Here is a 24,520-nt window from a genome sequence, read left to right on the forward strand (position 1 = left end):
GCCAGCCCGTAACGGGCCTGACCTGGCCCGATCGGGCCGTTAGAGTGACCGCGCGAGCGACCCGGTGACCCTTGCGCGCACCGGTCTCCGCGTCCACCCGACATCCGCACCGGCTCGGTGCGAGCGGGTCACCCCGAGCGTCACCGACGCGGGCTCACGTGCCCGTCGGGTCCGCGCGGGCCCGGTCCGGCCGGCGATTCTGGAGGCGTTGATGGCATCCGGTGGCGACGTGATCGAACGGCCGGCCGTGGTGGTCGAGACGCCGGGCGCCGCACCCGCGCGACGCTGGCTGGTGCCGCTGCTGCTGGCCGTCGGTTGGGCGCTCAGCGTGGCCTGGCGGATGTGGCTGTCCCGGCACATCGTGCTGCCGATTGCGCACACCGACGAGGACAGCTACCTGAACACCGCCCGCGCGCTCGCCGGTGGCCCGGGCGGCTTCAGCAGTGAGAACGACCTGCTGCGCCGGGTCGGCTACCCGATGCTGATCTCGCCGGCGTTCCTCGGGGACCGGGACTTCGCCGACAGCTACCGGATCGTCCAGCTGATCAACGCGATGGTGAACTCGACGCTGCTGCCGCTGGCGTACCTGCTCGGTCGCCACCTGCTCCGATTGCGCCGGTCGTACGCGCTGCTCGGTGCGGTCGTGGCGGCGACCCTGCCAGCCACCGTCTTCTACGCGGGCATCGCGATGATCGACACGGTGATGGCGCCGCTGGTGGTGGCCTGGCTGCTCGCCGTGCACCGCTGGATCACCCGGCCCGGCCCGCTCGCCGCCGCCACCGTCGGCCTGTTGGTCGGCGGGTTCCACCTGCTGCACTCGCGCGGCCTGGTGATCGTGGCGGTGCACGCCGGGTTGGTCCTGCTGCTGTTCATCCGCCGCCGGATCAGCCCGCTCGCGGTGCTCGCGGCGCTGCTGCCGGTGCTCGCCATGGCGCTCGTCAACGAGGCCGCCATCCACTACCTCGGCAACAAGGTCTACCTGCTCGGCAGCCCTCCCGGGGGCAGCACGTTCGAGGCGCTCGCCTCCGTGCAGGGTGTGGGTCGCGCCGGCGCGGCCATCGCCACCCAACTCTGGTACCTCGTGGTGATCACGTTCGGGATGGCGGGGGTGGCCTGGGCGGCTGCCGTCCGCGAGCTGTGGCGCCCACGGCACGGTGACGCCGCCCGGTGGACGATGGGCGTCGCGCTGGTGGTGACCGTCGGGGTGGCCGGCGGCGCGTCGGTGATCCTGGCCGGCATCACCGGCAAGCCGCTGGACGCGATCTACGGCCGCTACGTGCAGATGCTGGCGCCGTTCTGGCTGCTGGTCGGGCTCGGGGTGGTCCTCACCTCCGGGCGCCGGGTGGTGCTGCGCCGGGCGGCCGTCGCGGTGGCCCTGCTGGCCGGCGGCGGTGCGCTGATCGCCGTCCGACTCGCATACGTGGCCAGCCAGGGCCACCGGTTGCGCTACGGCGGCTTCAGTGCCCCGGAGCTGGTGGCATTGACCGGGAGTTTGCGGGAGATGCGGCCGGTGATCGGGTCGCTGGTCGGCATCGCCGGCTGTCTGCTGCTCGTCGCCGCCGTCCTGGTGCCCCGACTGCGGCTGCCGGTGCTCGGCGTTCTCGTCGTGGTCAACCTCGTCACCATGCAGGTGATCGACCAACGGGTCGTGCGGCCGGCCGTCGCGACCGGCGCCCCGACGCCCCGGGTGGCCGACGTCGGCGTACGCCCCGGCGAGCGGGTGTGGGCATCGACGGGTGTGCACTACGTCCTGCGGTTCAACCTCAGCCACCAGGTGACCTGGGCAGACGTTCGGTGGTTCGGCGAGCAGCAGCCGCCGGCTGCGGCTCAGGTGGTGTTCGCCCGTTGGGCGCCCGGCGAGGCCGACGACTGGGACGGGACGGCGTACGGCTTCGTCCGACTGGGCGGCAACCCGGAGCAGCACTGGGCGGCCTGGCGGCGGGCCTGACCCGCCACGCCCCGGTTGACACCGCTATTCGTGAACGGCGGATGTCCACCGGGAACACGGTCGGTTAATGATTATCGTCCACGGCGGAAATGGTTGGTCAATCAGCGCTGACGGCGGTCGGCGCGAGCCAGGGAAATCGGGATGACGGTGATTTCCCGGCCGTCGGACAGCTCCTGTCGTGGGGTGCCCTCCACGAATCGGAAACGCCGGTTCATCTGTCGTACGACGGTATTGTGGCCGAGCACCTCGCCGTCGAGGCGGTCCAGGTGCAGCCCGTCGAAGGCGTACTCGACGGCCTCCCGCATGACCCCCAGCCAGGCGGGCAGCGTCTCGCCCCGCGCGTCCAGCCCGTCGGCGTCCAGATAGAAGCCCCACGAGCCGGTGCGAGGACCGTCCAGCCGCAGGTCGAAGAAGGTGACCACACCGCAGGGCAGGCCGTCGCGGACGTACACCAGCACTCGCCGGGACGGGTCGGTGCGGACCGTCGACCACCACCGGGCGTGCTCCTCGGCGGTGATCTCGTGACTGGTCTTGCTGACCTGGCGGTTGGTCTCCTGATTACGCCAGGACAACATCAGATGAACGTCGTCCGCCGTCGCTTCGCGCAGCACGTGCGTCTCGCTTTCTTATCTGTTCACGTCGGGTCCCGGCACCTTACCCGGGCCTACCGGGAAATCAGATATCCATTCGTGGGGTTGTAGACTGCGGCGCATGAACGAATTGAGTCGCGCGCAGATCCGCGACCTCATGGCTCAGGTGCTGAAGAACCAGGACAAGGAGCTGCCCGCGGACGACGCGGCGCAGTTGCGGGAGATCGGGTTCCGGTCGCTCGACTTCTCCGAGTTGGCCCTGCGGGTGGAGGACGAGACGGGGGAGGAGCTCAACTTCGACGCCCCCGGCCTGCGCCGCATCGCCACCGTCGGGGACGTCCTCGACTTCCTCGTCGAGCTCCAGCACCAGTGACCGTCGCGACGTCGCGCGACCCCGCAGCCGCGCACCCGGAGCCGGCCGGTGCCGACAACCGGGTCGTCGTCGGTGGCACCGCGCTGACCTGGCGCTCCCTGCCGACGCCGACGCTGCCCGACCCCGCAGCCGTGCTCGCCCACGCCGCCGTGCACGCGCTCACCGCCGCTCGGCAGCACGCCGTGCACGGCACTGAGCTGCTGCTCAGCACCGCGAGCCGGGTCGACGCGGCGATGCGTACGGAGCTGTTGGAGGCTGGGTTCATCGTCAGCGTCCTCGACGACGACGGAGTGCACTCGAGCGTCCCGGCCCAGCCGCGAGCCGCCGAACCCGGCCGGCTCTGGCTGCTGACCTCGGGCTCGACGGGGCGTCCCAAGCGGGTCGGGCACACCCTCGACACGTTGACCACCGTACGGGCCGACCAGCCCGATCGGACCTGGCTCTGCCCGTACGCCCCGGGCACGTACGCCTGGTGGCAGGTGGTCACCCTGTCGCTGACCCAGCCCGGCCAGCACCTGGTGGTGGTCGAGCCCGACGAGCTGGACGACTGGCCCATGGTGGCGACTTCGTACGGGGTCGACGCCGCCTCCGGCACCCCGACCTTCTGGCGTCGCACCCTCTACCGCGACGCCGCCGCGCTGGCCCGCGTGCCGTTGCGCCAGATCACCCTCGGCGGAGAGCCGGTGGACCAGGCGATCCTGGACCAGCTGCGGGAGGTCTTCCCCGCGGCCCGGATCTCCTGGATCTACGCGTCCTCCGAGGTGGGGGCGTCCATTGTGGTGCACGACGGGCGGGCCGGGTTCCCGGTCGACTGGCTGGACCGGGAAACCCCCGGTCGGCCGACGCTCTCCGTCCGCGATGACGAACTGGTGGTCACCTCTCCGTACCACGGGGCCGGTCTGGCTGGCCCGATCCGCACCGGCGACCGGGTGCAGGTGCTCGACGACCGCGTACTGATCACCGGCCGGCTGGATTCCGACGAGATCAACGTCGGTGGCAGCAAGGTCTCCGCCGGCGTGGTCCGCAATGTGCTGGCCGGGCATCCGGCGGTTGCCTGGGCCCGGGTGACCGGCCGCCGTGCCCCGGTGCTCGGCCGGATGGTGGTCGCTGAGGTGGTCCTCGCTCCCGCCGACCCGTCCGATCCGGCCGACCACCCGGACACCGACGAGGCCGCGCTGGTCCGCTGGTGCGCCGACCGGCTTCCCGAGCACGCGGTGCCACGACGGATCCGCGTGCTGACCGAGATTCCCGTCAAGGAGACCCTGAAGAGCGATGTCTGACCCCGCCGACACCCAGCTCGTCCCACCCAGCTCCGTGGTTCTCGTCTCCGGCGGCTCCCGAGGGCTTGGCCTGGCCGTCGTGACCGACCTGCTCGACGCGGGCGTCAAGGTGGCCGCGTTCGCTCGCACCATCACCCCGGAGTTGGAGAAGCTCGCCGCCGAGCACCCCGACCGGGTGCACGTCGGCGCGGTGGACGTCACCGACCTGCGCGCCGTGCAGAGCTTCGTCCGGGAGGTGGAGCAGCGCCTCGGCCCGATCGACGGCATCGTCAACAACGCCGCGATGGGTCAGGACTCGCTGCACGCGCACACCTCCACCGAGGACATCGCCCGGATCATCGAGACCAACCTGACCGCCCCGCTGCAGCTGACCCGGCTGGTGATCCGCCGGATGCTCGCCAAGGGGCTGCGCGGGCGGATCGTCAACATCACCTCGATCTGCGGGCAGCGCGGTTTCCCGGGCCTGGTCGCATACTCGGCCACCAAGGGCGGCATGGACGCCGCCACGCGCTCGCTCGCCCGGGAGTTGGGCGGCCGGATGCTGGTCAACTCGGTCGCCCCCGGCTTCTTTGCCTCGGAGATGTCCGCCGTGCTCGGCCCGACCCAGCTCGACCAGATCGTGCGCCGCACCCCGACCGGTCACCTGACCGAGCCGGTGGAGGTCACACCGGTGGTGCGGATGCTGCTGCGGGAGCACACCAACATCAACGGCCAGGTCATCGTGGTGGACGGTGCCGCCGCCATCTGACCTGGCCCGGCCGGTCCGGCCCCGTCCGGTGCCAGGGTTGCTCGCCGCCGCCGAGCGGCATCTGCGTATCGGCGCCCCCGCCGACCTGGCCGATGCGGTGACCCGCAGTCACCTCGACGACGGGCGCTGCGTCGGCTGGTACGGCCCGCCGACACCCGGGTGGCGGCTGGCCATCGACGCGGAACGCGTGGACGCTCCGGTGCCCCCGGCGCTGGCTCGCCGGTTCGGGGTGGAGGACTTCTGGGCGCGGTGGACCCGCGCCGAGTGCTGCTGCAAGTTGACCGACGTGCCGATGGTGGCCTGGTGGCGTCGCCACGGGCTGAGCACGCCAGCCGACGAACCTACAGTCTGGCGCACCCTACGGCTAGCCAACCTGGTGGTCACCGTAGGCGTCGTCCCGACCCACCCTCCCCGGCCCCTACCATCAATCCCGGTAGGCCCCGCCGATCATGGAGTTGTGGTGCCTCACAAAGCAGGCACGGAGGCATGAAACCCCCACCACAACTCCATGATCGGCGCGGCAGTGTCGACGCAGCCCAGCCCTGTGCCGACGGCTAGATCAGGTCCCAGCTCAGGGGGGTGCCTCGGGGGACGTCGGTGGCGAAGGTGCGGCCCAGCACCCGGTCGATGTCCACAGGGGCCAGCCCGCCGGCTGGCCGGATCGAGCGAACGTTGTGCGCGGTCACCGGGTCGCCGGCGCGGACGTCCTCGACCACGAAGAGCGAACGGCGGAACCGCAGCCCTTCCCGTTCCGCCGGGGTCGGGCCGATCGCGGCACCGCCCAGCGCCGCGTACGCGCGGCCCGACTCGGCGACCAGGGCCGTGAGCTCCGCCGGGTTCAGGGAGAAGTCCGAGTCCACCCCGCCGTCGGCCCGGTCCAGCGTGACGTGCTTCTCGATGAAGCAGGCGCCGAGCGCCACCGAGGCGACCGCCACCCCGATGCCGGGCGTGTGGTCGGAGAGCCCGACCGGCACGTCGAACGCACCGGCCAGCACCGGCAGTCGGCGCAGGTTGCTGTCGGCCGGCGGCGCCGGGTAGGACGCGGTGCACGCCAGCAGGACGATGCCCGCCGCGCCACCGTCACGGGCGGTTCGCACCGCAGCGTCGATCTCCGCGACCGTCGCCATTCCCGTGGAGATCACCATCGGCTTGCCGGTGCTGGCCACGAGCCGGATCAGCGGCAGGTCGACCAGCTCCGACGAGGCGATCTTGTACGCGGGTGCGTCCAGCGACTCCAGCAGCTCCACGGCGGTCGCGTCGAACGGTGACGAGAAGACGGTCAGCCCACGCTCGCGGGCCCGCTCGAAGATCGGGGCGTGCCACTCGTACGGGGTGTGGGCGCGCTCGTAGAGGCGGTACAGGTTCTCCCCGCCCCACAACTCGTGCCCGCTGGAGATCCGGAACGCCGGAGTGTCGACGTCGATCGTGATCGTGTCCGGCCGGTACGTCTGGAGCTTCAGCGCGTGCGCCCCGCTCTCGGCCACCGCGTCGACGATGGCCAGCGCCCGGTTCAGATCGCCGTTGTGGTTGCCGGACATCTCGGCGACCACGAACGGTCGCTCCCCGGCACCGACCGCGTGCGGTCCGATCTTGATTGTCGCCGTCATTCCGACCTCTGCTCAGGTACGTCCGCACCGGGGTGCGGTGGTGCTGTCGTCGTCCACCCGGCGGGGGGGACGACCTGGAGAACCAGGGCGCCGGGAGCCGACCCGGCTCCCGGCGTGGTGTGCGGTGGGGGCGGTCACGGCCGGCGGCCCCCGGCCAGCGCGTCACGTCGCTCCGTCGCCATGGTGAGCCCGCCGTCCCGCGTCGTCGCGGTGCCCGCCCCTCGGCCCGGGTCCTCGTCGGTGGTGACCGAACCGGTGTCGGTGCCGATGCCACCCGCCGGGCCGGGCCGGCGCAGGCGACCAGCGACGCGGTGTGCCTGCCGCAGTGCCGAGTACGCCAGCCAGTCACCGCGCCCGACGAGGCGGTGCTTGAGCCCGTTCGCGCCCGGGGGCAGGGGGTAGCCGCCGGTGGGCAGGTACCGACGGTAGTGCTCGGCGGCCCGGTGGAAGAAGTCCCGCCGCAGGTGTGGGTGCAGCCGGTCGTCGTTGCCCACCACCACCAGGTAGTGGCTGATCATCAGCTGGAACAGTTCGGACTGCAAACGCTCGTCCGGGTGCTTGCGGGCGACCCAGTCCAACAGCCGCTCGTACTGGGCGAATGCGTCGAAGTGCCGGCCGCTGCGGGTGGAGGTGATCGCGCCCTGCCGGCCCTGCCGGTACAGGTAGCAGATCCGGTCCAGCACGGAGATCCTCTCCGCCCCGATCAGCAGCGGGTGGCTGAACGGGATGTCCTCGTACCAGCCGGGGAAGAACCGCAGCTCCAGCTCGTCCAGGAAGTCCCGGCGGACCACCTTGTTCCAGGCGGTGTGCTGCACCCGCAGCAGTTGTGGCTGGTCGGCCAGCCGGGTGACGGCGGGGATTCCGCGCAGCAGGTGACTGCTCGCGTCGACCTCCCGCCGGCCGTCCTCGTGCACCCGCAGGTGGTCCAGCATGAGCACGTCGGGCTGGTGCTGGCGCAGCCGGTCCAGCACCGCCGCGATCGTGCCCGGCGGCAGCCAGTCGTCGCTGTCGATGAACCAGACGTACCGGCCGGTGGCCACGTCGAGCCCGGCGTTGCGGGCCAGGCCCAGACCCACGTTGCTGCTCAGGTGTACGACGCGGACGCCGTCGCGGCTGACCGCGTACGAGCGGAGCATGTCGCCGCAGCCGTCCGGAGAGGCGTCGTCGACCGCGATCAGCTCGACCGCGTCCGACTCGCCTGCCGGGACGTCGGCCCGGATCGACGCGAGGCACTGGTACAGGTACGCCTCGACGCCGTACACGGGCACGACGATGCTCAGCAGCGGTGCGTGCGTCGGCTCATTGACCACGCTCGCCACCTTCGACGACCCGGGTGGCCGGTCACGGAACCTGACGTGGCCACCGGTGGTGGAGTCTCTGAACTCCCGCCCAGCGGGAGGTTAACGCCGGGCCGGCGGGCCGGTCCTCGAAGCAGGGGACCAGGACTGCTCCGACCGGCATTTGGCGGGTGGGACACGTCCGGTTCACCCGGTAGTGACCCGGTAGGGTGCCCCGGGTGCGGCCCTGCCGGGCCGTCGCGGGCGTCGCCGTCGCGTCGTCCGACGCCGCGCCGAGGAGGATACGAACGTGCTGGTGACCCTGCCGAGCTTCGGGATCCCGGCATGACGAGCGCCGCCGAGGTGCCGGCTGTCCAGCCGGCCCCCGCACCAGCCCGGCTGCCCTCGCTGACCGGGCTGCGCTGGATCGCCGCGTTGCTGGTCTTCGGATTCCACGCGGGCACCATGCGGATCATCGCCGAGCCGGACTACAAGGCTGTCGTCGACGCACTGTTCACCCTCGGCCTGTCCGGGGTGCAGTTCTTCTTCATCCTCAGCGGCTTCGTGCTGGTCTGGTCGGCCCGCGCGGGCGACTCCCGGCGCATCTTCTGGCGACGACGGGTCGCCAAGATCTACCCGAATCACCTGGTGCTGTGGGGAGCCACGCTGCTGGTCGCCTGGTGGTTCGCCGACCCGGTCCTCCCGGCGGCCGCACTGGAGAACCTGGTGCTGTTGCAGGCCTGGGACCCCCGGCCGGGCTGGTTCTACAGCATCAACACGGTGAGCTGGTCGCTGTCCTGCGAGTTCTTCTTCTACCTGTGTCTGCCGCTGGCGCTGCCACTGCTGCGCCGGGCCCGGCCGAAGCTGCTGTGGGTGCTGATCGTCGCACTGCCGCTGCTGATCCTCGCGCTCTGGCCGGCTCAGCAGTTGGTGCCGGAGGTGAGCCGATGGTGGTTCACCCAGGTCTTCCCACCCGTGCGGTCGCTGGAGTTCTGGTTGGGCGCGGTGGCGGCCGAGTTGATGCGCCGTGGCCTCTGGCGCGGCCCGGGGCTGACCGTGGCCAGCGGGATCTTCCTGGCCACCTGGGTGGCAGCCACGGAGTTCATCCGCGCCGAACTGTGGACCACGCTGCTCGCGGTCGCGTACCTGCTGGTGATCACCGCCGCCGCGGACGCGGACGTGCGGGGTCGGCGCTCGCCGTGGCGGTCCCGGCCGCTGGTCTGGCTCGGTGAGGTCTCCTTCGCCTTCTACCTGGTTCACGTGCTGGTGATGACGAGCGTGTTGCGCTGGAGCGGTGACTGGGGGACCGGCTTCGAGGGCTGGCGTGGCCCGGCCGTGGTGCTCGGCTTCCTGGTGGTGAACCTGGTCCTCGCCGGGTTGCTGCATCGCTTCGTCGAGACCCCGATGATGCGCCGACTCGCGCCGCGCCGTCCGGCCCGACCGGTGTCCGTCCCCGGACCCGTGTCCGTCCCCCGACCGCGCACGGCAGGCAGCGAAGCCCCCGACAGCGATGCCCCCAACGCCGCTGGCGTCGGGCCTCGAACCGGGGCCGGCGGGGCCGACCCAGCCGACAGCCGAGCAACGTACGTGGACTCGCGCTGACACCATCCACCCTGGTCAGCGGGGTCGGCGCGGCGTGAGCCGACACGCCCGTGGTCGGTGCGTCCGGGTCGGCGCGACGGTAGCGTGGGGACGTGCTTCCGGTCGCGCTCACCTGTCCGCTGTGGTGGGTGGCGCGCTGGGCGACACGGGTGCTGACCAGCCTCGCCGTCGCTGCGGCCCTGGCGCTTGGCGCGGGCCCGGCCACGGCCGTCGCACCGACGCTCAGCGCCGTGCCGAGCGCCGTGCCGATCCCGTTCGCTGCCGGATCGCTGGCGGCGTCGTGCCGGCCCACCGTGGCACAGGGGCCCGCGCAATCGGCCCGGGCGGTCCCTGAGCGGGCCGCCGAGAAGCCCCCGGCCTGGTCGGTCGACTCGCTGCCCGGCGGCCAGGTCACCGTCGCGACCGGCGTGCTTCCGGTGTGCGCCCCCGGGCCCGACCCGCTGCCCCTCGTCGGCGGTCCGAGCAGTCGGGCGCCCCGGGCCCCACCCGGGCGCTGAGCCACCGGGACGAGCGTCCCGCCGCCGCGCCCTGTCGACCCACCAGCTCTGCCCCCGCCGATCCGTGGCCCGCCGTGGCCAGGTTGCCGGTCGGGCTCCACCGCATTGCTCTCTCCCCGAGGTGCCGACCATGGAGACCGTTGTCTTCTACCAGTTCGTGACCGAGGTTCCGCAGGCCGCCGCCATCTGGTCGGCCCTGTTCCTGCTGACACTGGGCGTACTCGCCGTGCTGGTCGCTCGCCCCGAGCGGGACCGGCCCACGGACGACCCGCTCCCGGCCGCGCCCACCGCTCGGGAGGTGGCCGAAGCCGAGGCCGTCGACCTGCGCCGGTACGCCGAGGAGGTGGCCGTCGCTGCGGCCGGCGCGGCGACGACCGCGCGGCGGCGACGCGCGGCCTGGCTGACCGCTCAGGAGGAGATGGAGCGGGCCTGGACCGGGTACGACGAGGCGGACACCGCCGCCCGTCGGTTCGCGGGTGCCGGGGCGCTGCCCGCCCCGCATACCCCCCGCACCCCTGCCGAGTACGCCCTCCGGGAGCGCTACCTGCTCCGCGCGGCGACTGCGGCGCACTGGCGGGGCGACCTGAGCATGGCGCAGTTGGGCGACGTGTTCGGGCACCGGCGCGGCTGGGATCCCCGGCGGCACCCGGTCGAGCAGGAGGTGGTGCTCAGCCGGGCGATCCGGGACGCGAGGCGGGCCGACTACGAGGCCGCCGCCACCCGGGAGCGGGCCGTGTGGCGGGACGCGGAACTGGCCGCCGAGGCGGCGCGCACCCTCGCCGACGAGGCGTACGCGGCAGCGGCCCGGCTGCGGCCGAACCCGGTCCCCGCTCGCCGGGCGGCGAACGGGACGGTCCGTCCTGCGCTCGTGGCACGCTGGCGGCCGGCCCGCGTGGGTTGAGCCCGATCCGTGATGTGAGCCCGGTCACGCCAATGCGAAATCGGGCGTCCGGCGCGATCGGCGCGATTTTTCCCGGAATTGTGACCGCATTATCGGCGGCCTGTCCGGTTGTCGCCCGCAGGCGTCGCCGTAACCGCTTGTCCCATCGAGTCACATCATCGGCAATACGCGCAGAAATTGTCGTGCCAGATCAGGTTTACGCAGGTGAACCTGGCTTGGCAGGGTGCGAACAGGCCAGTAGTGTCGTCCCGTCCGGTGCGGTAACCGATCGCAAGAGGCGACGCCGCGCCGACCCGCTCAATCGTGAAAACGAACCGGGGACCCATCAGTAAGTCCGGGGTGAATCCGCGAGCCATGGCCCGCGGTAGGGCGATCTTCCCGCCCGAATCCGTCAGCTAACCCGGTAGGCGGTGTCGGAAGGAGTTCCATCCTCGTGCAGCTCTCCACCCCTCGGTTGTTCCCTCGCCTCCACGGCGCAGCGGTGCCCCCGCTCATTCGTCCAGTGACGGTGAGCTGACCCCCGGGTCATCGCCTATCCCGCCCGGCAGCACCGGGCGTTCCCCTGAGCGGTTCACCATCCGCGGACCACGGTCCGCGCGCTGGCGCCTGCCCGGATATACCGGTCCGGCCCCGGTGTGCCGCTCTCCCCCCGATCCGTGGAGGACCCCGTGAAGCACACCCTGCAGCGTCAGCTCCGCCGCATTGCCACCGAGCGCCCGTACCAGATCGCCGTCGCCTCCGCCGCGGCCCTCGCGATCGCCACCACCACCGGCGCCCTTGTCACCGCCACCGACGACGCCCCGGCCAGCCAGCGCACCGCGACCACCGTCGCCGAGATGCGCAGCGACACCGCTGCCTCCCGCGGTGAGGCGCGCGACGCGTCCCCTCCGCCAGCGCCGCGCCGACCGCCGCCGCCACCAGCGCTGCCCCGGCCACCACCGCCGCGTCACCCGCCGCCAAGGCCAGCAGCAACCCGGACCTGACCCGTAAGCCAGCCCCGCCGAAGCCGCCTGCGACGAAGGTGCTCGACTACGACTACGAGGCGCAGAACACGTACTACAACTGCGGCCCGGCAGCCACCCGTAACGCGCTCAGCGCCACCGGCATCGACCGCACCCAGGACGAGCTCGGCGCCGAGCTGGGCACCACCGAGATGGGCACCAACTCGGCCGAGGACACCACCCGGGTGCTCAACGCCGAGGTGAAGGGCTCCCCGTACCGGACCCGGATGTTCGCCGGCGCGCCCAGCTCGGCCCAGATGGACCGGCTCCAGGCCGACGTCGTCAAGGCCATCACCGACGGCCGCGGCGTGGTGGCCAACGTCGTCGGCGACGCCACCGACACCAACGGCGGCTGGCACTCCTACGGCGGCGGGCACTACATCGCCGTCGTGGGCTACAAGGACAACGGCCGGACCGTGCGGATCGCCGACTCGGCGAACGCGGCCGACCCGTCGTACTGGATCACCACGATCGACCTGGCCAACTGGATCGCCAGCCGGGGCTACTCCGCCTGACCCAGGCGCGCAGACCGCCGCGGGCGCCGTCCCCCACAAGGGGCCGGCGCCCGCGGCGTCTCTGCCTGTGCGGTCAGTAGGTGATGAAGCCGTACAGCGCGAGGTGGTTCGATTTCGTCCCACCGACCGTGTGGTCGATGCTGGACGGCTGCACCCCGCCCTTGACGAAGAGATAATCGATCTTGCTGGAGCCGTTGGTGGCCTTCGATCCGTAGCCGGTCATGCCGTAGCCGCTCAGCGTGCCGGATGCGATGCCCGTACGGTTCGCGTCGATCCCCACGACGCGGATCGTGGAGGCGTTGAGCAGGCTGGTCGCGTCCGCGCCGAGATGGATGCCGGTGTTGGCGATGCCCCGGTCACCGTCGCCGGCGCAGGCGTTCTGCCGGTTCTCCTGCGGCAGGTGCATGGTCGCGGCGAACACGCTCGTGCCGGTCGCCTTGATGGTGAACCGGGCCGCGATGGCGCTGGTCCGCTTCCACTTGTGGTAGTCGGTGCTGTCCGGGTCGCTGTTCGGCGGCTTGTACAGCGTGCATCCGGCACCGTTGGCGTACGCCGTGCCCGGCTTGAGCCAGCCCGCGCTCCAGTACTTCGAGATGTCGCCAGTGGCGAGGCTGAGCGTTTGCTTGTTCCAGATGATGCCGTTGGTCTGCTTCTTCTTGAGGTCGCCGAGCGACTGCGAGCTGCACTTGTGCGTGCCGCCCCAGGGCTCCGGGTCACTCCACGCCACGATCGCCCCGTAGGTGCCCGCCGGGTAGCCGAACTTCGCCGACAGTTGGTCGGCGTACGCCTCGGCCTGGCCGGTGCCGCGCACCTGCTGCACGATCAGGATGTCGGGTGCCACCACGCCGCTGGTGCCGGTGCGACCGGCGTCGTCGACCAGGATCGAGGTCAGGTGGTCCGGCCCGGGGATTCGGGTGCAGCTCCCGTCGGAGTTGTTCAGCACCAGGTTCTCGATGTTGTTGTTGTAGACCCGCAGGACCCGGTCGGCCGCCGCGACCGCCTCGGCACCCGACCCGCCGCCGTCGGTGGAGACGTCCGTCGGTGTGCCGAGCGCGGGGTGGGTCGGCGGCGCGCCGAGCGCGACGGCCGCCAGGGTCGCGGCCAGTGCTGATCCGAGCATCCTGAACACGGTGGGCTCCTCTGCGCGAGGGGATCGACAAGTGACGCTCCCCGTCCAGGCGCCGAACTCTACAGTGGATCTTGCTTGGTCGGTGTCCCCGCGAGTGGCGCCGATGACGACTCTCGTACCCGGCCCTGAACCGTGGGAGACTGCGGCCGTGGTGGATGAATCGGGTGGTCACGCTGGTCGAAGGCCGGTCCTGCTGCTGCTGCACGGCATGGGGGCGACGGGCGACGTGTGGTTGCCCTGGGCGCCATACCTCGAACAGCGCTGGCCCGGGCGGTGGCTGGCACCGGACCTCGCCGGTCACGGCTGGGCGGCGCCGCTGTCGTCGTACTCCTTCGAGGGTTTCGCCGGCCGGATCGCCCACGGCCTCGCCGCCGACGACCGGCTCGTCGTGCTCGGGCACTCACTGGGTGGGGTGGTCGGCCTCGCGCTGGCCGCCCGCACCGCCGGGATGCCGGTGGACGCGGTGGTCGGTCTGGGCATCAAGGCATCCTGGTCGCCCGCCGAGCTGGCCCGCGCCGCCGAGCTGGCCGCGCGCCCGGTGAGCTGGTTCGCCAGCCGCACCGAGGCGGCTCGCCGCTACCTGCGGGTCTCCGGACTGGTCGGCCTGGTCCCGCCGGACGACCCGGTCGTGGACGCCGGGCTGCGTCAGGTCGACGGCCGGTGGCGCCTCGCCATGGACCCGACCGCCTTCGCGGTCGGTGAGCCCGACCTGGCCGCGCTGCTGGCGGCGATCGACGTGCCGGTGGTGCTGGCGCGCGGGGAACACGACCCGATGGTCACCGACGAACAGCTCAAGGAGTACGGCGTACCCGTTGCCACGCTGCCCGGTCTCGGCCACAACGCCCACGTGGAGGACCCGGCGGCCGTGCTGGCGCTGCTGGACCCGTACCGCTGATCGGTTACACCGGTGCGGGCGCGGTCAGTTCCGTCGCGGGCGCCAGCTCCCGGCGGGCCGCGGTCAGGAACGCCTCAGCGTACGAGTCGGCCGGGAAGTCACCCAGGTAGCGGCGGCGGGTGGCCCAGCGGGCCTCGGCCAGCGGGTCGGTGTCCAGCAGTGCGTTCAGCACTTCGTCCATGTTGGACATGTCCCGGCGCAGCACGTAACCCGACCCGGCCAACGGGAAGCGCTCCACGAACCGGGCGCCCTCGTCGCCCATGTCGGTGACCGCGTACGGCTTGCCGGAGTAGAGGTAGTCGGAGATCACCCCGGACACGTCGGACACCAGCGCGTCCGAACGGTTGACACATTCGGTCAGGCTCAGCTCCCGAGCGGCCGCACCGACCACGTGCTGGCGACCGGTGCGGGCCCGGTCGGCGACGAGCAACTCGGTCAGGCGGCCCAGTTGACGTGCCGACGCCGGGTTCTGCGCGGTGTACGGGTGGGCCCGCAGGATCACGGTCGCGCCGCGCTCCAGCAGGCGATGCAGAAGACCCTCGACCACCGGCAGCGAGCAGTAGTCGGCGTCGGCGTGGTGCCCGGTCCAGGTCGGGGTGTAGAGCACGGTCGGGTGCGTCAACCCGTGCGCCGGCTCCGGGCGTACCTCGATCGACTCGACCTGCGGGCGGCCCACCACCACGAACTTGTCCGCCGGGATCTGCACCCCGGCGCGGGCGTACCGGTCGATCGCCGCCGGACCGGCCACGAAGATCCGGTCGAAGATCCCCGACACCGGGTTGGCGCTCGGTGCCTTGTCGCTGTCGCCGTGGTGCAGCTGGACATGGGTGAGCTGGGTGAAGCGGATGCAGTGGCTGTTCTTCGCCCCGTGGTTGACGTAGAACGCGGCCCGCAGACTCGGCACCAGCGCCTCGTCCATCGCCCGCAGGGTGGGGCAGTAGACCACCGGCGCGTCGGTGGCCGCGGCGATCGGGGCCAGGAACTCCGGCTCGCGCAGCACGACCATGAACGGCCGGCCGATCCGTTCCAGGTAGGGCAGCCACATGGTGACCTGGTATTCCGACCCGGGAGGCGCCGAGAAGTAGAGCAGGAACTCCGGCTGGTGCCGGCGCAGCGCACGGGCCACCGGCCCGCCACCAGCCGTCGGCCGGAACCGCCGCCGGGCCAGGTCCAGTGCGACCGCATCGGCGCCCGCGCCGACCAGCAGACTGGCGGCCAGCGCCACGCCGGCCGGCAGGGCGAGCGCGGCAGCGAGCGCCACGGCGGCGAGCAGCCCGAGCAGGGCGGTGCCGAGCCGGTCGGCGACCAGCGGCGTCCAGGCGCGTACCGGCAGGTTGGCGGCCCGGATCTCCAGGTTGCCGGCGGTCCGCAGGGGCCCCACCAGCAGCACCAACCCCAGCAGGACCAGTGCGGTGGCGACCAGCGCGAGGTTGAGCCCGTCGTCCAGCCGCCGGGAGTAACCGACCAGGAGCGCAGCGGCGATCAGCGTCGTCTCCGCGACGAGGTCGGCGCTGGGCCGGACCCGTTGCTCAGCGGCCGAGGCGGCCAGCGCGGCGACCGCCAGCGCCAGCCCCCACCCGGTGGCGCCGGTGAGCGCCAGCACGACGAAGGCCAGCACGGCCAGCCCGATGCTCAGGCACCGGGCGGCCAGCTTTCGGACCAGGTCGCCGCGCATGTCGCTCCGTTCGTGGTTCCGCCGCCGCCGTCAGTTCGCGGTCGAGGCACCGGCCGGCGCCTCGAACCGACCCGGCCCGGACTGGGCCGGCACGGTCGGTGTGGGCCCGTCACCGGGTGCCCGGCGTACGTCGATGACCTGGCCGGTCAGATCGGAGATCAGCACGTCCAGCGACGACTGGGCGACAGCCTCCGCGGCGAGCAGGGTGTGCTCCGGCTCCTCGCCGAAGGCCCGCGTCCGCATCGGGGTGGCGGTCCGCTCCGGGTTGATGCAGTTGACGCGTACGCCGACGTCGGCCCACTCGTCGGCGAGCGCCTGGGTGAGGTTGACCAGGGCGGCCTTGGTGGCCGAGTAGAGCGCGTAGCGGGCCCGCCCCCGGGTGTAGGAGCTGGAGGTGTAGAGCAGCAGTTGGCCCTTGGTCTGTTGGAGATATGGAAGAGCCTGGCGGGCGATGGTCACCGGGCCGACGAAGTTGACCTGGAGCACCCGGTCCATGGTCTCCTCGTCCATCTCGGCGAGGGCGCCCTTCTCCAGGATTCCGGCGGTGACCACCACGTGGTCGATCCGGCCGGTGGCCTCGAAGGCGGTCGTCAGCGCGGCCTCGACGTCCCCGGCCCGCTCGACGTGGGTGCCGGTGCTGGAGCGGCTGAACGGGAAGACCTGGGCGCCGTAGCGCCGGGCCAGCTCGGCCAGCTCGTGGCCGATGCCGTAGCTGCCGCCGAACACCACGATGGTGCGGCCGGTCAGCTCCTCGCTGTAGCTGCGGTGGTCGGTCAGCCGGGGCGCCTGCGCCGCGGCGAGCTGGAAGAGCTTGTCCGCCAGGTGCACGTCGACCGGGTGGGTGACCTTGATGTTCTCGTCCGAACCGTCGATCACCTTGATCGGGGTGCCGGGCAGGTAGCGCAGCACGACACCGCAGTCGTCGGTGGCGGCGAAGTTCGGGTCATCCTCGGCGATCCGGTACGCCTCGCGGATGGTGGGGGAGCGGAACGCCTGCGGGGTCTGCCCACGGCGCAGCCGGGACCGCACCGGAATGTCGGTGATGCAGTCGTTGTCGTCCACCTGGATGATCGTGTCCGCGGACGGGATGGCCACGTCCACGGCGTCATAGGTCCAGAGCGCGTTCACGCACTCGCGCACGATTCGGCCGCTGAGCAGTGGGCGTACCGCGTCGTGGAAGAGGATGTTGCAGTCCGCCGGGCCGACCGCGTCCAGCGCGATCCGGGTGGTGGCGTTGCGGGTGTCGCCGCCCTCGATCACCTGGGTGACCTTGCGCAGGCCGGCCTTCTCGACGATCTGCTTGGCGTCGTCGACGTGGCCGGTCGCCATCAGCACGATGATCTCGTCGATCTCCGGCGCCGTCTCGAAGACCGCCAGGGTGTGCTCGATGATCGGCTTGCCGGCGATCTTCAGCAGTTGCTTCGGGATGCCGAGACCCAGCCGGGTGCCGGTGCCCCCGGCCAGAACCACCGCCACTGTCCGCGAGGGCCGCCACGGCTCCGGGTTCTCCGCTGCGGCGTCCGGGCCAGTGGTCTGGTCCTGCGTCATTGCCGGATCCTCACTCTCAGGGATGCGTTAACGGAAGGTTCCGCCCGAGCGGCGACGGAATGAACCTTAACGCGCGGACCGCGCCGCCCCAACGCGGGCGACGCGGTCCATGGCGCCGTGTCGATGCCGGACGTGCGCCGGCGTACTACTTGCTGTTCGCGTACGCCTCGTAGGCCCGAATGACCTCGTCGGTGGGCCCGTCCATCCGCAGGACGCCCGATTCCAGCCAGATCGTCCGTTCGCAGGTGTCCCGTACGGAGGAGAGCTGGTGGCTGACCAGGAACACCGTGCCGGCCCCCTCCCGCAGCTCCCGCACACGCTGCTCGCTGCGCTTGCGGAAGCCCTTGTCACCGGTGGCGAGCGCCTCGTCGATGAGCAGCACGTCGTGCTTCTTGGCGGCGGCGATGGAGAACCGCAGCCGGGCAGCCATGCCGGACGAGTACGTGCGCATCGGCAGGCTCGCGAAGTCGCCCCGCTCGTTGATCCCGGAGAAGTCGATGATCCCCGCGGCCTGCTTGGCCACATCGTCGGGGTGCATCCCCATGGCCAGGCAACCGAGGACGACGTTGCGCTCACCCGAGAGGTCGTTGAGCAGCGCGGCGTTCACGCCGAGCAGCGACGGCTGGCCCTGGGTGTAGATGGCACCCCGGTTGACCGGCAGTAGGCCGGCGATGGCCCGCAGGATGGTGGACTTGCCGGACCCGTTGCTGCCGATGAGCCCGATCGCCTCGCCCCGGTACGCGGTGAAGGACACGCCCTTGACCGCGTGCACCTCCCGCACGTTCGGCGCCTTGGTGCGCTTGACCAGCCGCCGCAGCGCGGCCACCGGCGTGGTGCCACCGGCGGCGCCCTGGTGCACCCGGTAGATGATGTGCGCGTCGTCCACGACCACGGTCGGGATGCGCTCCTGCGTCCGGGTCATCGTCGCGTTCGCCTCGACGGGAGCGTCGAATTGCTCAACCACGGCCGTACTCCTGTTCGCCGCGCCAGAAGTAGATGAAACCGCCGATCCCGGCCACCAGCGCCCAACCGGCACCGACCAGCCAGAGCTGGGTCAGCGACTCGTTGAGCAGCGGTGCCTCCTCGAGCAGCGTGTACCGGGCCAGCTCGATGTAGACCAGCAGCGGGTTGTACTGCACCAGCGTCGTCGCCCAACTGGGCAGCCGTTCGAACAGGCTGACGCTGTAGAGGACGCCGGAGCCGTACATCCAGGTGCGCATGATGAACGGCATCACCTGCTTGAGGTCGCTCGACTTGGCGCCCAACCGGGCCACCATCAGCACCACGCCGGCGTTGAACAGCGCCTGCAGCAGCAGGGCCGGCACCAGCAGCAACCACTCCCACGTGAGCGGCTCGCCGGTGACCAGCACGATGCCGATCAGCACCACCATCGAGGCCAGCAGTTGCTGGAACTGCGTCATCGTGGTGGACAGCGGCAGGCTGGCCCGGGGGAAGTGCAGCGCCCGGATCAGCCCCAGGTTGCTGCTGATCGACTGGGTGCCGGCCAGGACCGCGCTCTGGGTGAAGTTGAAGATGAACAGCCCGGTGGTCAGGTAGGCGATGAAGTTCGGGATGCTGTTCTGGGCCAGCACCACCCCGAAGATCAGGTAGTAGACCGCCGCGTTGGTCAGCGGGGTGAGCACCTGCCAGAGCTGCCCGAGCTTGGCATTGCTGTACGAGGCGACAAGCTTGGCGTTGGCGTACGCGGCGATGAAGTGCCGGTAGGCCCATAGTCGGCGGCTGTACTCGGCGAGGCTGGGTCGCTCACCGGCGACCCGTAGACCGTGCCGAGCGGCCAGCTGCGCCTGGGTCAGGCCCGTTTCGGGGTCGACCAGCGCGGTGGTGGCCATGGAAATGGCGCTCCGATCTTTCGTGCAGACGGGTTGCTCGCGACGATGGGATCCTAGTGGGAAGTGTGCGCGGGGCGCCGCCTCGTCGCTGCGTGGACAGTAGTCCGAAACACGTCGGGACGCAACCGTATCGTCGTTGCGCTACTCTGGTCGCCGTGACCTGCGATAAGAGCCCTCGATGACCACCGAGAAGAGGCGGGCCCCGGCCGGAGCGGCGGTGCTTCGTGACGAGATCACCACGGCTATCCGGCATGCGCTGATGCAGGAGCTCGCCGCGGTCGGCTACGGCCGGCTCTCCATCGAGGCGGTGGCCCGGCGGGCCGGCGTCAGCAAGACCGCCATCTACCGGCGGTGGAACTCGAAGCTCGACCTGGTGCTGGAGATCGTCGCCGCGGCGGCGCAGGGAAAGCTGCCCGCGCTGGACACCGGCACCCTGCGCGGCGACCTCGCGCTGCTGTTCCAGGCGGTGGCGCACGCGCTGCGCCACCCACTGGCGTCGCAGATCATCCCGGACCTGCTGGCCGAGGCCGCTCGCAACCCCAGCATCGATGCGACCCTGCGTCAGGTGCTGCACGCCCGACAGCAGGAGATCGGCGGTCGCCTGGTGGCCCGTGCGGTGCAACGCGGTGAGTTGCCGGCCGACACCGACCCGGACGCCGCGGTCGACCTCATCGTCGGCCCGCTCTACTGGCGGCTCGCCATCGCCCGACTCCCGCTCACGGACGGCTACCTCGACAATCTGGTCGAATCCGTGGCCGCCGGGCTCGGCGCCGACAGCGCCGTACCCCGTCCCCGGGCAGCCCCGATCTCGGGTTGACCAGGCATCCGACACCCGCCTCACGCAGCAGCGGTCCCCCTGCCCAATTCCGCTAGGCTGCCCCCTTGACACCCGGCCGTCACCGCGCCGAAGCCCCGCATCCGCCTGACGAGTAAGGACGCACGTGGCCAACGTCGACAGCATCGCCGGAGCGCCCGCCGATTCGGATCCGACGCCTCGGAGCGAGCAGGCAACCCGGCCCGCCGACCGTCGCGCCGTGGGGTCCCGGGTACGCGCGTTGGTGGCCGTCGCCCCGGCGGTGCTCACCGATGGTGCGGTGCTCGCGTTCGCGCTCTTCACCGTGCTCTACCACCTGGCCTTCCTGGGGGACCTGCGTCCGTCGGTGACCTTCCGGATCTGGCTGGTCGCCTGCGCGGTGCTCGCGGTCGTGGCCGTGCTGCGCGCCCGCCGCCGGTTCACCCGCACCCGCGGAGTTGGCGCCGGCACCCCGGGCGACGGCGAGCGGGCGGCAACCGTCGAGCCAACCGGCCCGCGGCCCACCGTCGACCGCCGCCTCCTGATCGGGGTGCTGGTCGCCGCGGCCGTGGCCGCCGTCACCGCCGGTCTGGCCGGGACCGAAGCCGACGTCTCCTGGTGGATCCCGGCGGTGGCCGGCCTGCTCGCGGCGATCGGCGGGATCCTGCTGGTGCGCCGGGCCTGGCTGGGCGGCACGGTCTCCACCCAGGCCGCCGTCCCGGCGCCCACCGCGGTGCAGTCGGCGTACGCGCTGGCCGTCTCGGTGCTGGTCGGAATCTCCTCGCTGTTCATGGCCCGCAACACCCCCGACGACGTCTACTACGTCGGCAAGTCGGTCTGGATCGCCGAGCGTGACCTGATTCCGCTCAACGATTTCCTGTTCTCCGAGAACGTGCTGCCGTCCATGGGCTCGCAGCCGCCGATCCCGTCGTTCGAGGTCTTCGACGGCGCGTTCGCCAACGTCGTCGGCATCCACGCCAGCTCGGCGCTCTGGTTCGTGCTGCTGCCGATCATGGCGGTGTTCGCGGTGTTGGCACTCTGGCGGCTGACGCACCGGTGGGCCCCGCGCCGTCCGATGCTCGCCTTCACCGTGGCGGTCGCGTACCTGTATCTCGTCGCCGGCGATGACGCCGCACTGGGCACGTTCCACCTCATCCGGCTCCACGAGGGCAAGGGCATGTTCGTCTCGGCGGTCATCCCGCTGATGTGGCTCTACCTGACTGAGTGGTTCGACAGCCGGTCGCGGCGCAGCCTGCTGCTCATCGTGGCACTCTCGATCACCGCGATCGGCCTCACCAACACCGCGGCGATCATCCTGCCGATGCTGGTCGGCGCCGCCAGCTTCGCCATGCTGCTGGTCGGCCGGTGGAAGGTTGCCATCGTCGCCGCCGTCGCCGCCCTCGCGTACCCGATCGGCTCGCTGGTCGTCTCCCGACTGGTCCTCGGCGGGATGACCGCAACCGGCGCGGACGACGAGTTCTTCGACGCGGCGTCCACCTACCGACGGACCCTGCTGTTCGGTGTGGTCGGGGTGATCAGCGGCCTGGCGCTGTGGTGCGGTCCGCTGCTCGCCCGGCGGCGTACGCCCGCGCTGCTCGCGGCCGGTGCCACCCTGGCGATGAGCGTGATGTTCGTGCCCGGGGTGCTGGAGGTGTTGAGCGCGTTGAGTGGCATCTCGGTGGTGCTCTGGCGCGTGCCGTGGCTGCTCGCCCTACCGACGCTGATCGGTCTGCTCTGCACCGTGCGCGTGCCGGCACCGACACCGGCGCTGCGCCGCGCCGCGGCCGGCGGGATCGCGGTGCTGCTGGTCGCCGCGTTCGCTCTGTTCGCCACCCCGATGTGGTCCTCGAAGAGTTGGGTCGACGTGCACGACCGCCCCACCTGGAAGCTTCCGCAGCAGCGTCAGGCGATCGCGTTCTGGATCAAGGGGCTGGACCGCCCGGAGGGCATGCTGCTCGCCCCGAAGACGATCATGCGAACCTCACCGATTGTCACCAGCGAGGTCCGGGTCGTCCTGCCCCGCGACTTCTACCTCCTCGAGTACGACCTCACATCCCAGTTCTCCAAGGACCGGCTGTTGCTCGCCGGCTTCGCCGACGGTGACACCACCCCGGCGCCGGCCGAACTGACGCCGGCGCTGGACCGCCTGGACGTGGGCACCATCTGCGTCTACAACGGCAACAGGTACGCCCGCGACACCGCGCCACAGCTCGGCTACCAGGAGTTCGCGACGCGCCCGGCACCCGGGGCGATGACCTGCTTCCGGCGGGTCACCTGAGCGTTTTTCCCGCTGAGCAACCCGACCCTGGTGGCAGGGTCGGGTGCACCGAGGCGCGGAGCTTTGACCGAAATGGTGCCGGATACCCGAGCGACACCGAGCTGTCCCCTCGCGTTAAGGTCGCAGTCACACGCAGCCGGCCGCGGTCGATTACTGCGCGACGGTGAGTGACGTCGATTCAGCACGGGCACAGCCCGCAACGAAATCTTGTAGGGAGCGAACTCGTTTGTTCGGCACGTTGACAGGACGTCTCGGAGTGGCCGCCCAGAGTGCGCTGCTGGTGCTGGCCTACCTGGTCATGCTCGTCAGTGGCGCATTCGGCTGGGTCGGCCTGTTCGCCGTCGCGGGGCTGGCCGCCATCATCGGCGAGTTCGCCGTCGCCCGCTGGTCACCGCCGTCGCAGCTGTTGTTGGAGAAGGTGGGTCTGCACTGGTCGTACCGGCAGTTGACCCGGGACCTCGCGGCCGTGCTGCTCGTCGCCGCCGAGGTGCGGCTCAGCGGCGGTGAGCTGACCCTGCTGCTGGTGCTGCCCGCCGCGGTGTGGGTCGTGTCGGTCTTCGCCGGGGCGTTCTCCACCATGATCGAGCGTCGTAACCCGCTCTCCGCCATGGTGCGCAACATCGAGCTGGGTCCGCTGTCCGCCGCCCCTCAACCGCCGGCGTGGGCGGCGGCGGTCGCCGGTGACCGGATGCCCCTGCTCAATCTGCTGCTGGTGCCGGCCGCTGTGGCCGCCGCGGTGCAGCACGATCCGACTCCGTTCTTCGTCGCCGCTGCCGTGGCGGTCGTGGCCACCGGCGTGGTGGGCGCCATCATCGCGCTGACCTGGCTCCGGGGTCGGGGCGCGGGGCAGGACCCGCTGCTGCCCGCCGTCCAGCGTTGGCTGGACACGAACCGGCCCGAGGTGGCGCTCTATTTCGCCGGTCCGGCCAAGGACGTCTACCAGGCGAACATGTGGCTTGCCCCGACCGAGGCGCTTCAGCAGCGCGCGGTGGTGCTGATGCGGAGCCGGGATGCGTTCCTGGAGTTGGCCGACACCCGGCTGCCGGTGATCTGCGTACCGACCGGGGTCGACTTCATGAACCTCGAACTCAGCGGCATCCGCGCGGCGCTCTACTCCGCGAACGTCGGCGCGAACATCCACATGCTCCGTGAGCCGAGCACGAAGCACGTCTTCATCGGGCACGGCGACAGTGACAAGCAGGCCAGCGTCAACCCTTACAGCAAGGTGTACGACGAGGTCTGGGTCGCAGGCCTGGCCGGCCGGGAGCGCTACGCCCGGGCCGGTGTGGGGGTGCTCGACTCGGACATCGTCGAGATCGGTCGACCGCAGTTGGCCGGGGTGCACACCTTCGGCGCCGAGTCGGTGGACCGGCCGTTCACCGTGCTCTACGCCCCCACCTGGGAGGGCTGGCTCGACGACGACCCGTACCACACCTCGCTGGTGCTGATGGGCGAGCGGATCGTCAAGGGGCTGCTCGCCACGACTCCCCGGCTGCGCGTGATCTACAAGCCGCACCCGCTCACCGGGTCACGGTCCAGGGCGGCCAGGGCTGTGCACGAGCGGATCGTGGCGGCCATCCGCGCCGCCGGTGGCAACCCGGACGCGTCCTCCCTGGACGGCACCGCGCACCTGGTGGTCACCGGCCGTACGCCCGGACTGTTCGACTGCTTCAACCAGACCGACCTGCTGATCAGTGACGTGTCCAGTGTGGTCTCCGACTTCGTGCAGAGCCAGCGGCCGTACGTGGTGGCCAACCCGGCCGGCCTGCCGGAGGACGACTTCCGCCGGGAGTACCCGACGGCTCGGGCCGCGTACCTGCTCTCCAAGGACTGCGGTGAGCTGGAGAAGATCGTGGCGGTCACCCGGGCCGGCGACGACCCGATGACCGAGGCCCGCCGAGAGCTGAAGACCTACCTGCTCGGCCCGGCCGAGGCGAACCCGATGGACCGGTTCCAGGAGGAGATCGGCCGGCTCTGCCGCTGAGCCTCGCGTACGGCGTTCCGCGCCCGGTC

Annotated in this window: 20 protein-coding genes, 1 pseudogene and 1 riboswitch; of the genes and pseudogenes, 13 read left to right on the top strand and 8 right to left on the bottom strand. The window is 71.4% G+C overall.

All coding sequences use genetic code 11. The features are described 5' to 3' along the window. Positions 1-211: 211 nt before the first annotated feature. A complete protein-coding gene (locus PCA76_RS10575) occupies positions 212-1,948 on the top strand; it encodes a hypothetical protein (protein WP_272617066.1) in 1,737 nt (578 codons plus the stop codon). Between the two features lie 101 nt (positions 1,949-2,049). Here PCA76_RS10575 and PCA76_RS10580 read toward each other — a convergent pair whose 3' ends face one another. Continuing rightward, positions 2,050-2,559, bottom strand: coding sequence for a GNAT family N-acetyltransferase (locus PCA76_RS10580; RefSeq protein ID WP_272617068.1), 510 nt, complete (start codon positions 2,557-2,559; stop codon positions 2,050-2,052). A 100-nt stretch (positions 2,560-2,659) separates the two neighbouring features. Here PCA76_RS10580 and PCA76_RS10585 point away from each other — a divergent pair, with 100 nt between their 5' ends. The 4 genes from PCA76_RS10585 to PCA76_RS10600 are packed head-to-tail and all read left to right on the top strand — an operon-like array spanning position 2,660 to position 5,429. Continuing rightward, positions 2,660-2,911 (top strand): acyl carrier protein, encoded by a 252-nt coding sequence (locus tag PCA76_RS10585; RefSeq protein WP_091401397.1) that lies wholly within the window; start codon positions 2,660-2,662, stop codon positions 2,909-2,911. After that, entirely contained in the window at positions 2,908-4,191 is a 1,284-nt protein-coding gene (locus PCA76_RS10590; protein ID WP_272617073.1) for an AMP-binding protein, read from the top strand. The genes PCA76_RS10585 and PCA76_RS10590 overlap by 4 nt, the downstream gene beginning before the upstream one ends. Next, positions 4,184-4,939: an SDR family NAD(P)-dependent oxidoreductase gene (locus PCA76_RS10595; protein WP_272617075.1), complete on the top strand. Its 756-nt coding sequence runs from the start codon at positions 4,184-4,186 to the stop codon at positions 4,937-4,939. Before PCA76_RS10590 ends, PCA76_RS10595 begins: the two co-directional genes overlap by 8 nt. Then, on the top strand, positions 4,923-5,429 hold the full coding sequence (locus PCA76_RS10600; protein ID WP_272617077.1) for a hypothetical protein: 507 nt from the start codon (positions 4,923-4,925) through the stop codon (positions 5,427-5,429). The genes PCA76_RS10595 and PCA76_RS10600 overlap by 17 nt, the downstream gene beginning before the upstream one ends. A gap of 64 nt (positions 5,430-5,493) precedes the next feature. Here PCA76_RS10600 and pseI read toward each other — a convergent pair whose 3' ends face one another. Together pseI and PCA76_RS10610 are read right to left on the bottom strand one after the other, a co-directional pair. Beyond that, complete coding sequence (gene pseI, locus PCA76_RS10605; protein WP_272617079.1) at positions 5,494-6,546, bottom strand: pseudaminic acid synthase; 1,053 nt, start codon at positions 6,544-6,546, stop codon at positions 5,494-5,496. 134 nt (positions 6,547-6,680) lie between these two features. Further along, the gene (locus PCA76_RS10610; protein ID WP_272617081.1) at positions 6,681-7,856 is read right to left on the bottom strand and encodes a glycosyltransferase family 2 protein; all 1,176 of its coding nucleotides are present in this window, start codon (positions 7,854-7,856) and stop codon (positions 6,681-6,683) included. A gap of 312 nt (positions 7,857-8,168) precedes the next feature. Between PCA76_RS10610 and PCA76_RS10615 the strand changes: the two genes are divergently transcribed. From PCA76_RS10615 to PCA76_RS10630, 4 genes and pseudogenes are all read left to right on the top strand, one after another. Then, entirely contained in the window at positions 8,169-9,425 is a 1,257-nt protein-coding gene (locus PCA76_RS10615; protein WP_272617083.1) for an acyltransferase family protein, read from the top strand. Between the two features lie 92 nt (positions 9,426-9,517). Continuing rightward, a complete protein-coding gene (locus tag PCA76_RS10620) occupies positions 9,518-9,922 on the top strand; it encodes a hypothetical protein (RefSeq protein ID WP_272617084.1) in 405 nt (134 codons plus the stop codon). Between the two features lie 130 nt (positions 9,923-10,052). After that, positions 10,053-10,823, top strand: a complete 771-nt coding sequence (locus tag PCA76_RS10625) for a hypothetical protein (RefSeq protein ID WP_272617086.1) — start codon at positions 10,053-10,055, stop codon at positions 10,821-10,823. 284 nt (positions 10,824-11,107) lie between these two features. Beyond that, a riboswitch (cyclic di-AMP (ydaO/yuaA leader) is annotated at positions 11,108-11,248 on the top strand. Positions 11,249-11,491: 243 nt separating this feature from the next. Further along, a pseudogene (locus tag PCA76_RS10630) lies at positions 11,492-12,339 on the top strand (C39 family peptidase). Between the two features lie 73 nt (positions 12,340-12,412). Here PCA76_RS10630 and PCA76_RS10635 read toward each other — a convergent pair. After that, positions 12,413-13,459: a hypothetical protein gene (locus PCA76_RS10635; RefSeq protein WP_272617088.1), complete on the bottom strand. Its 1,047-nt coding sequence runs from the start codon at positions 13,457-13,459 to the stop codon at positions 12,413-12,415. A 157-nt stretch (positions 13,460-13,616) separates the two neighbouring features. Between PCA76_RS10635 and PCA76_RS10640 the strand changes: the two genes are divergently transcribed. Then, entirely contained in the window at positions 13,617-14,363 is a 747-nt protein-coding gene (locus PCA76_RS10640; RefSeq protein ID WP_272617090.1) for an alpha/beta fold hydrolase, read from the top strand. Between the two features lie 4 nt (positions 14,364-14,367). Here PCA76_RS10640 and PCA76_RS10645 read toward each other — a convergent pair whose 3' ends face one another. The 4 genes from PCA76_RS10645 to PCA76_RS10660 form a co-directional block, all read right to left on the bottom strand. Continuing rightward, positions 14,368-16,038, bottom strand: coding sequence for a CDP-glycerol glycerophosphotransferase family protein (locus tag PCA76_RS10645; RefSeq protein ID WP_272617092.1), 1,671 nt, complete (start codon positions 16,036-16,038; stop codon positions 14,368-14,370). Positions 16,039-16,068: 30 nt separating this feature from the next. Next, positions 16,069-17,586, bottom strand: a complete 1,518-nt coding sequence (locus tag PCA76_RS10650) for a bifunctional cytidylyltransferase/SDR family oxidoreductase (RefSeq protein WP_272617094.1) — start codon at positions 17,584-17,586, stop codon at positions 16,069-16,071. Between the two features lie 145 nt (positions 17,587-17,731). Then, positions 17,732-18,508 (bottom strand): ABC transporter ATP-binding protein, encoded by a 777-nt coding sequence (locus tag PCA76_RS10655; RefSeq protein WP_272619294.1) that lies wholly within the window; start codon positions 18,506-18,508, stop codon positions 17,732-17,734. A 34-nt stretch (positions 18,509-18,542) separates the two neighbouring features. After that, entirely contained in the window at positions 18,543-19,436 is an 894-nt protein-coding gene (locus tag PCA76_RS10660) for an ABC transporter permease (protein ID WP_272617096.1), read from the bottom strand. A gap of 178 nt (positions 19,437-19,614) precedes the next feature. Between PCA76_RS10660 and PCA76_RS10665 the strand changes: the two genes are divergently transcribed. The 3 genes from PCA76_RS10665 (at position 19,615) to PCA76_RS10675 (ending at position 24,491) form a co-directional block, all read left to right on the top strand. Further along, positions 19,615-20,253: a TetR/AcrR family transcriptional regulator gene (locus tag PCA76_RS10665; RefSeq protein WP_272617098.1), complete on the top strand. Its 639-nt coding sequence runs from the start codon at positions 19,615-19,617 to the stop codon at positions 20,251-20,253. A 124-nt stretch (positions 20,254-20,377) separates the two neighbouring features. After that, positions 20,378-22,507, top strand: a complete 2,130-nt coding sequence (locus PCA76_RS10670) for a DUF6077 domain-containing protein (protein WP_272617100.1) — start codon at positions 20,378-20,380, stop codon at positions 22,505-22,507. A gap of 226 nt (positions 22,508-22,733) precedes the next feature. After that, positions 22,734-24,491 (top strand): CDP-glycerol glycerophosphotransferase family protein, encoded by a 1,758-nt coding sequence (locus PCA76_RS10675; RefSeq protein ID WP_272617102.1) that lies wholly within the window; start codon positions 22,734-22,736, stop codon positions 24,489-24,491. Positions 24,492-24,520: the final 29 nt, after the last annotated feature.

It is taken from the genome of Micromonospora sp. LH3U1 (assembly GCF_028475105.1).
Taxonomy (GTDB): domain Bacteria; phylum Actinomycetota; class Actinomycetes; order Mycobacteriales; family Micromonosporaceae; genus Micromonospora.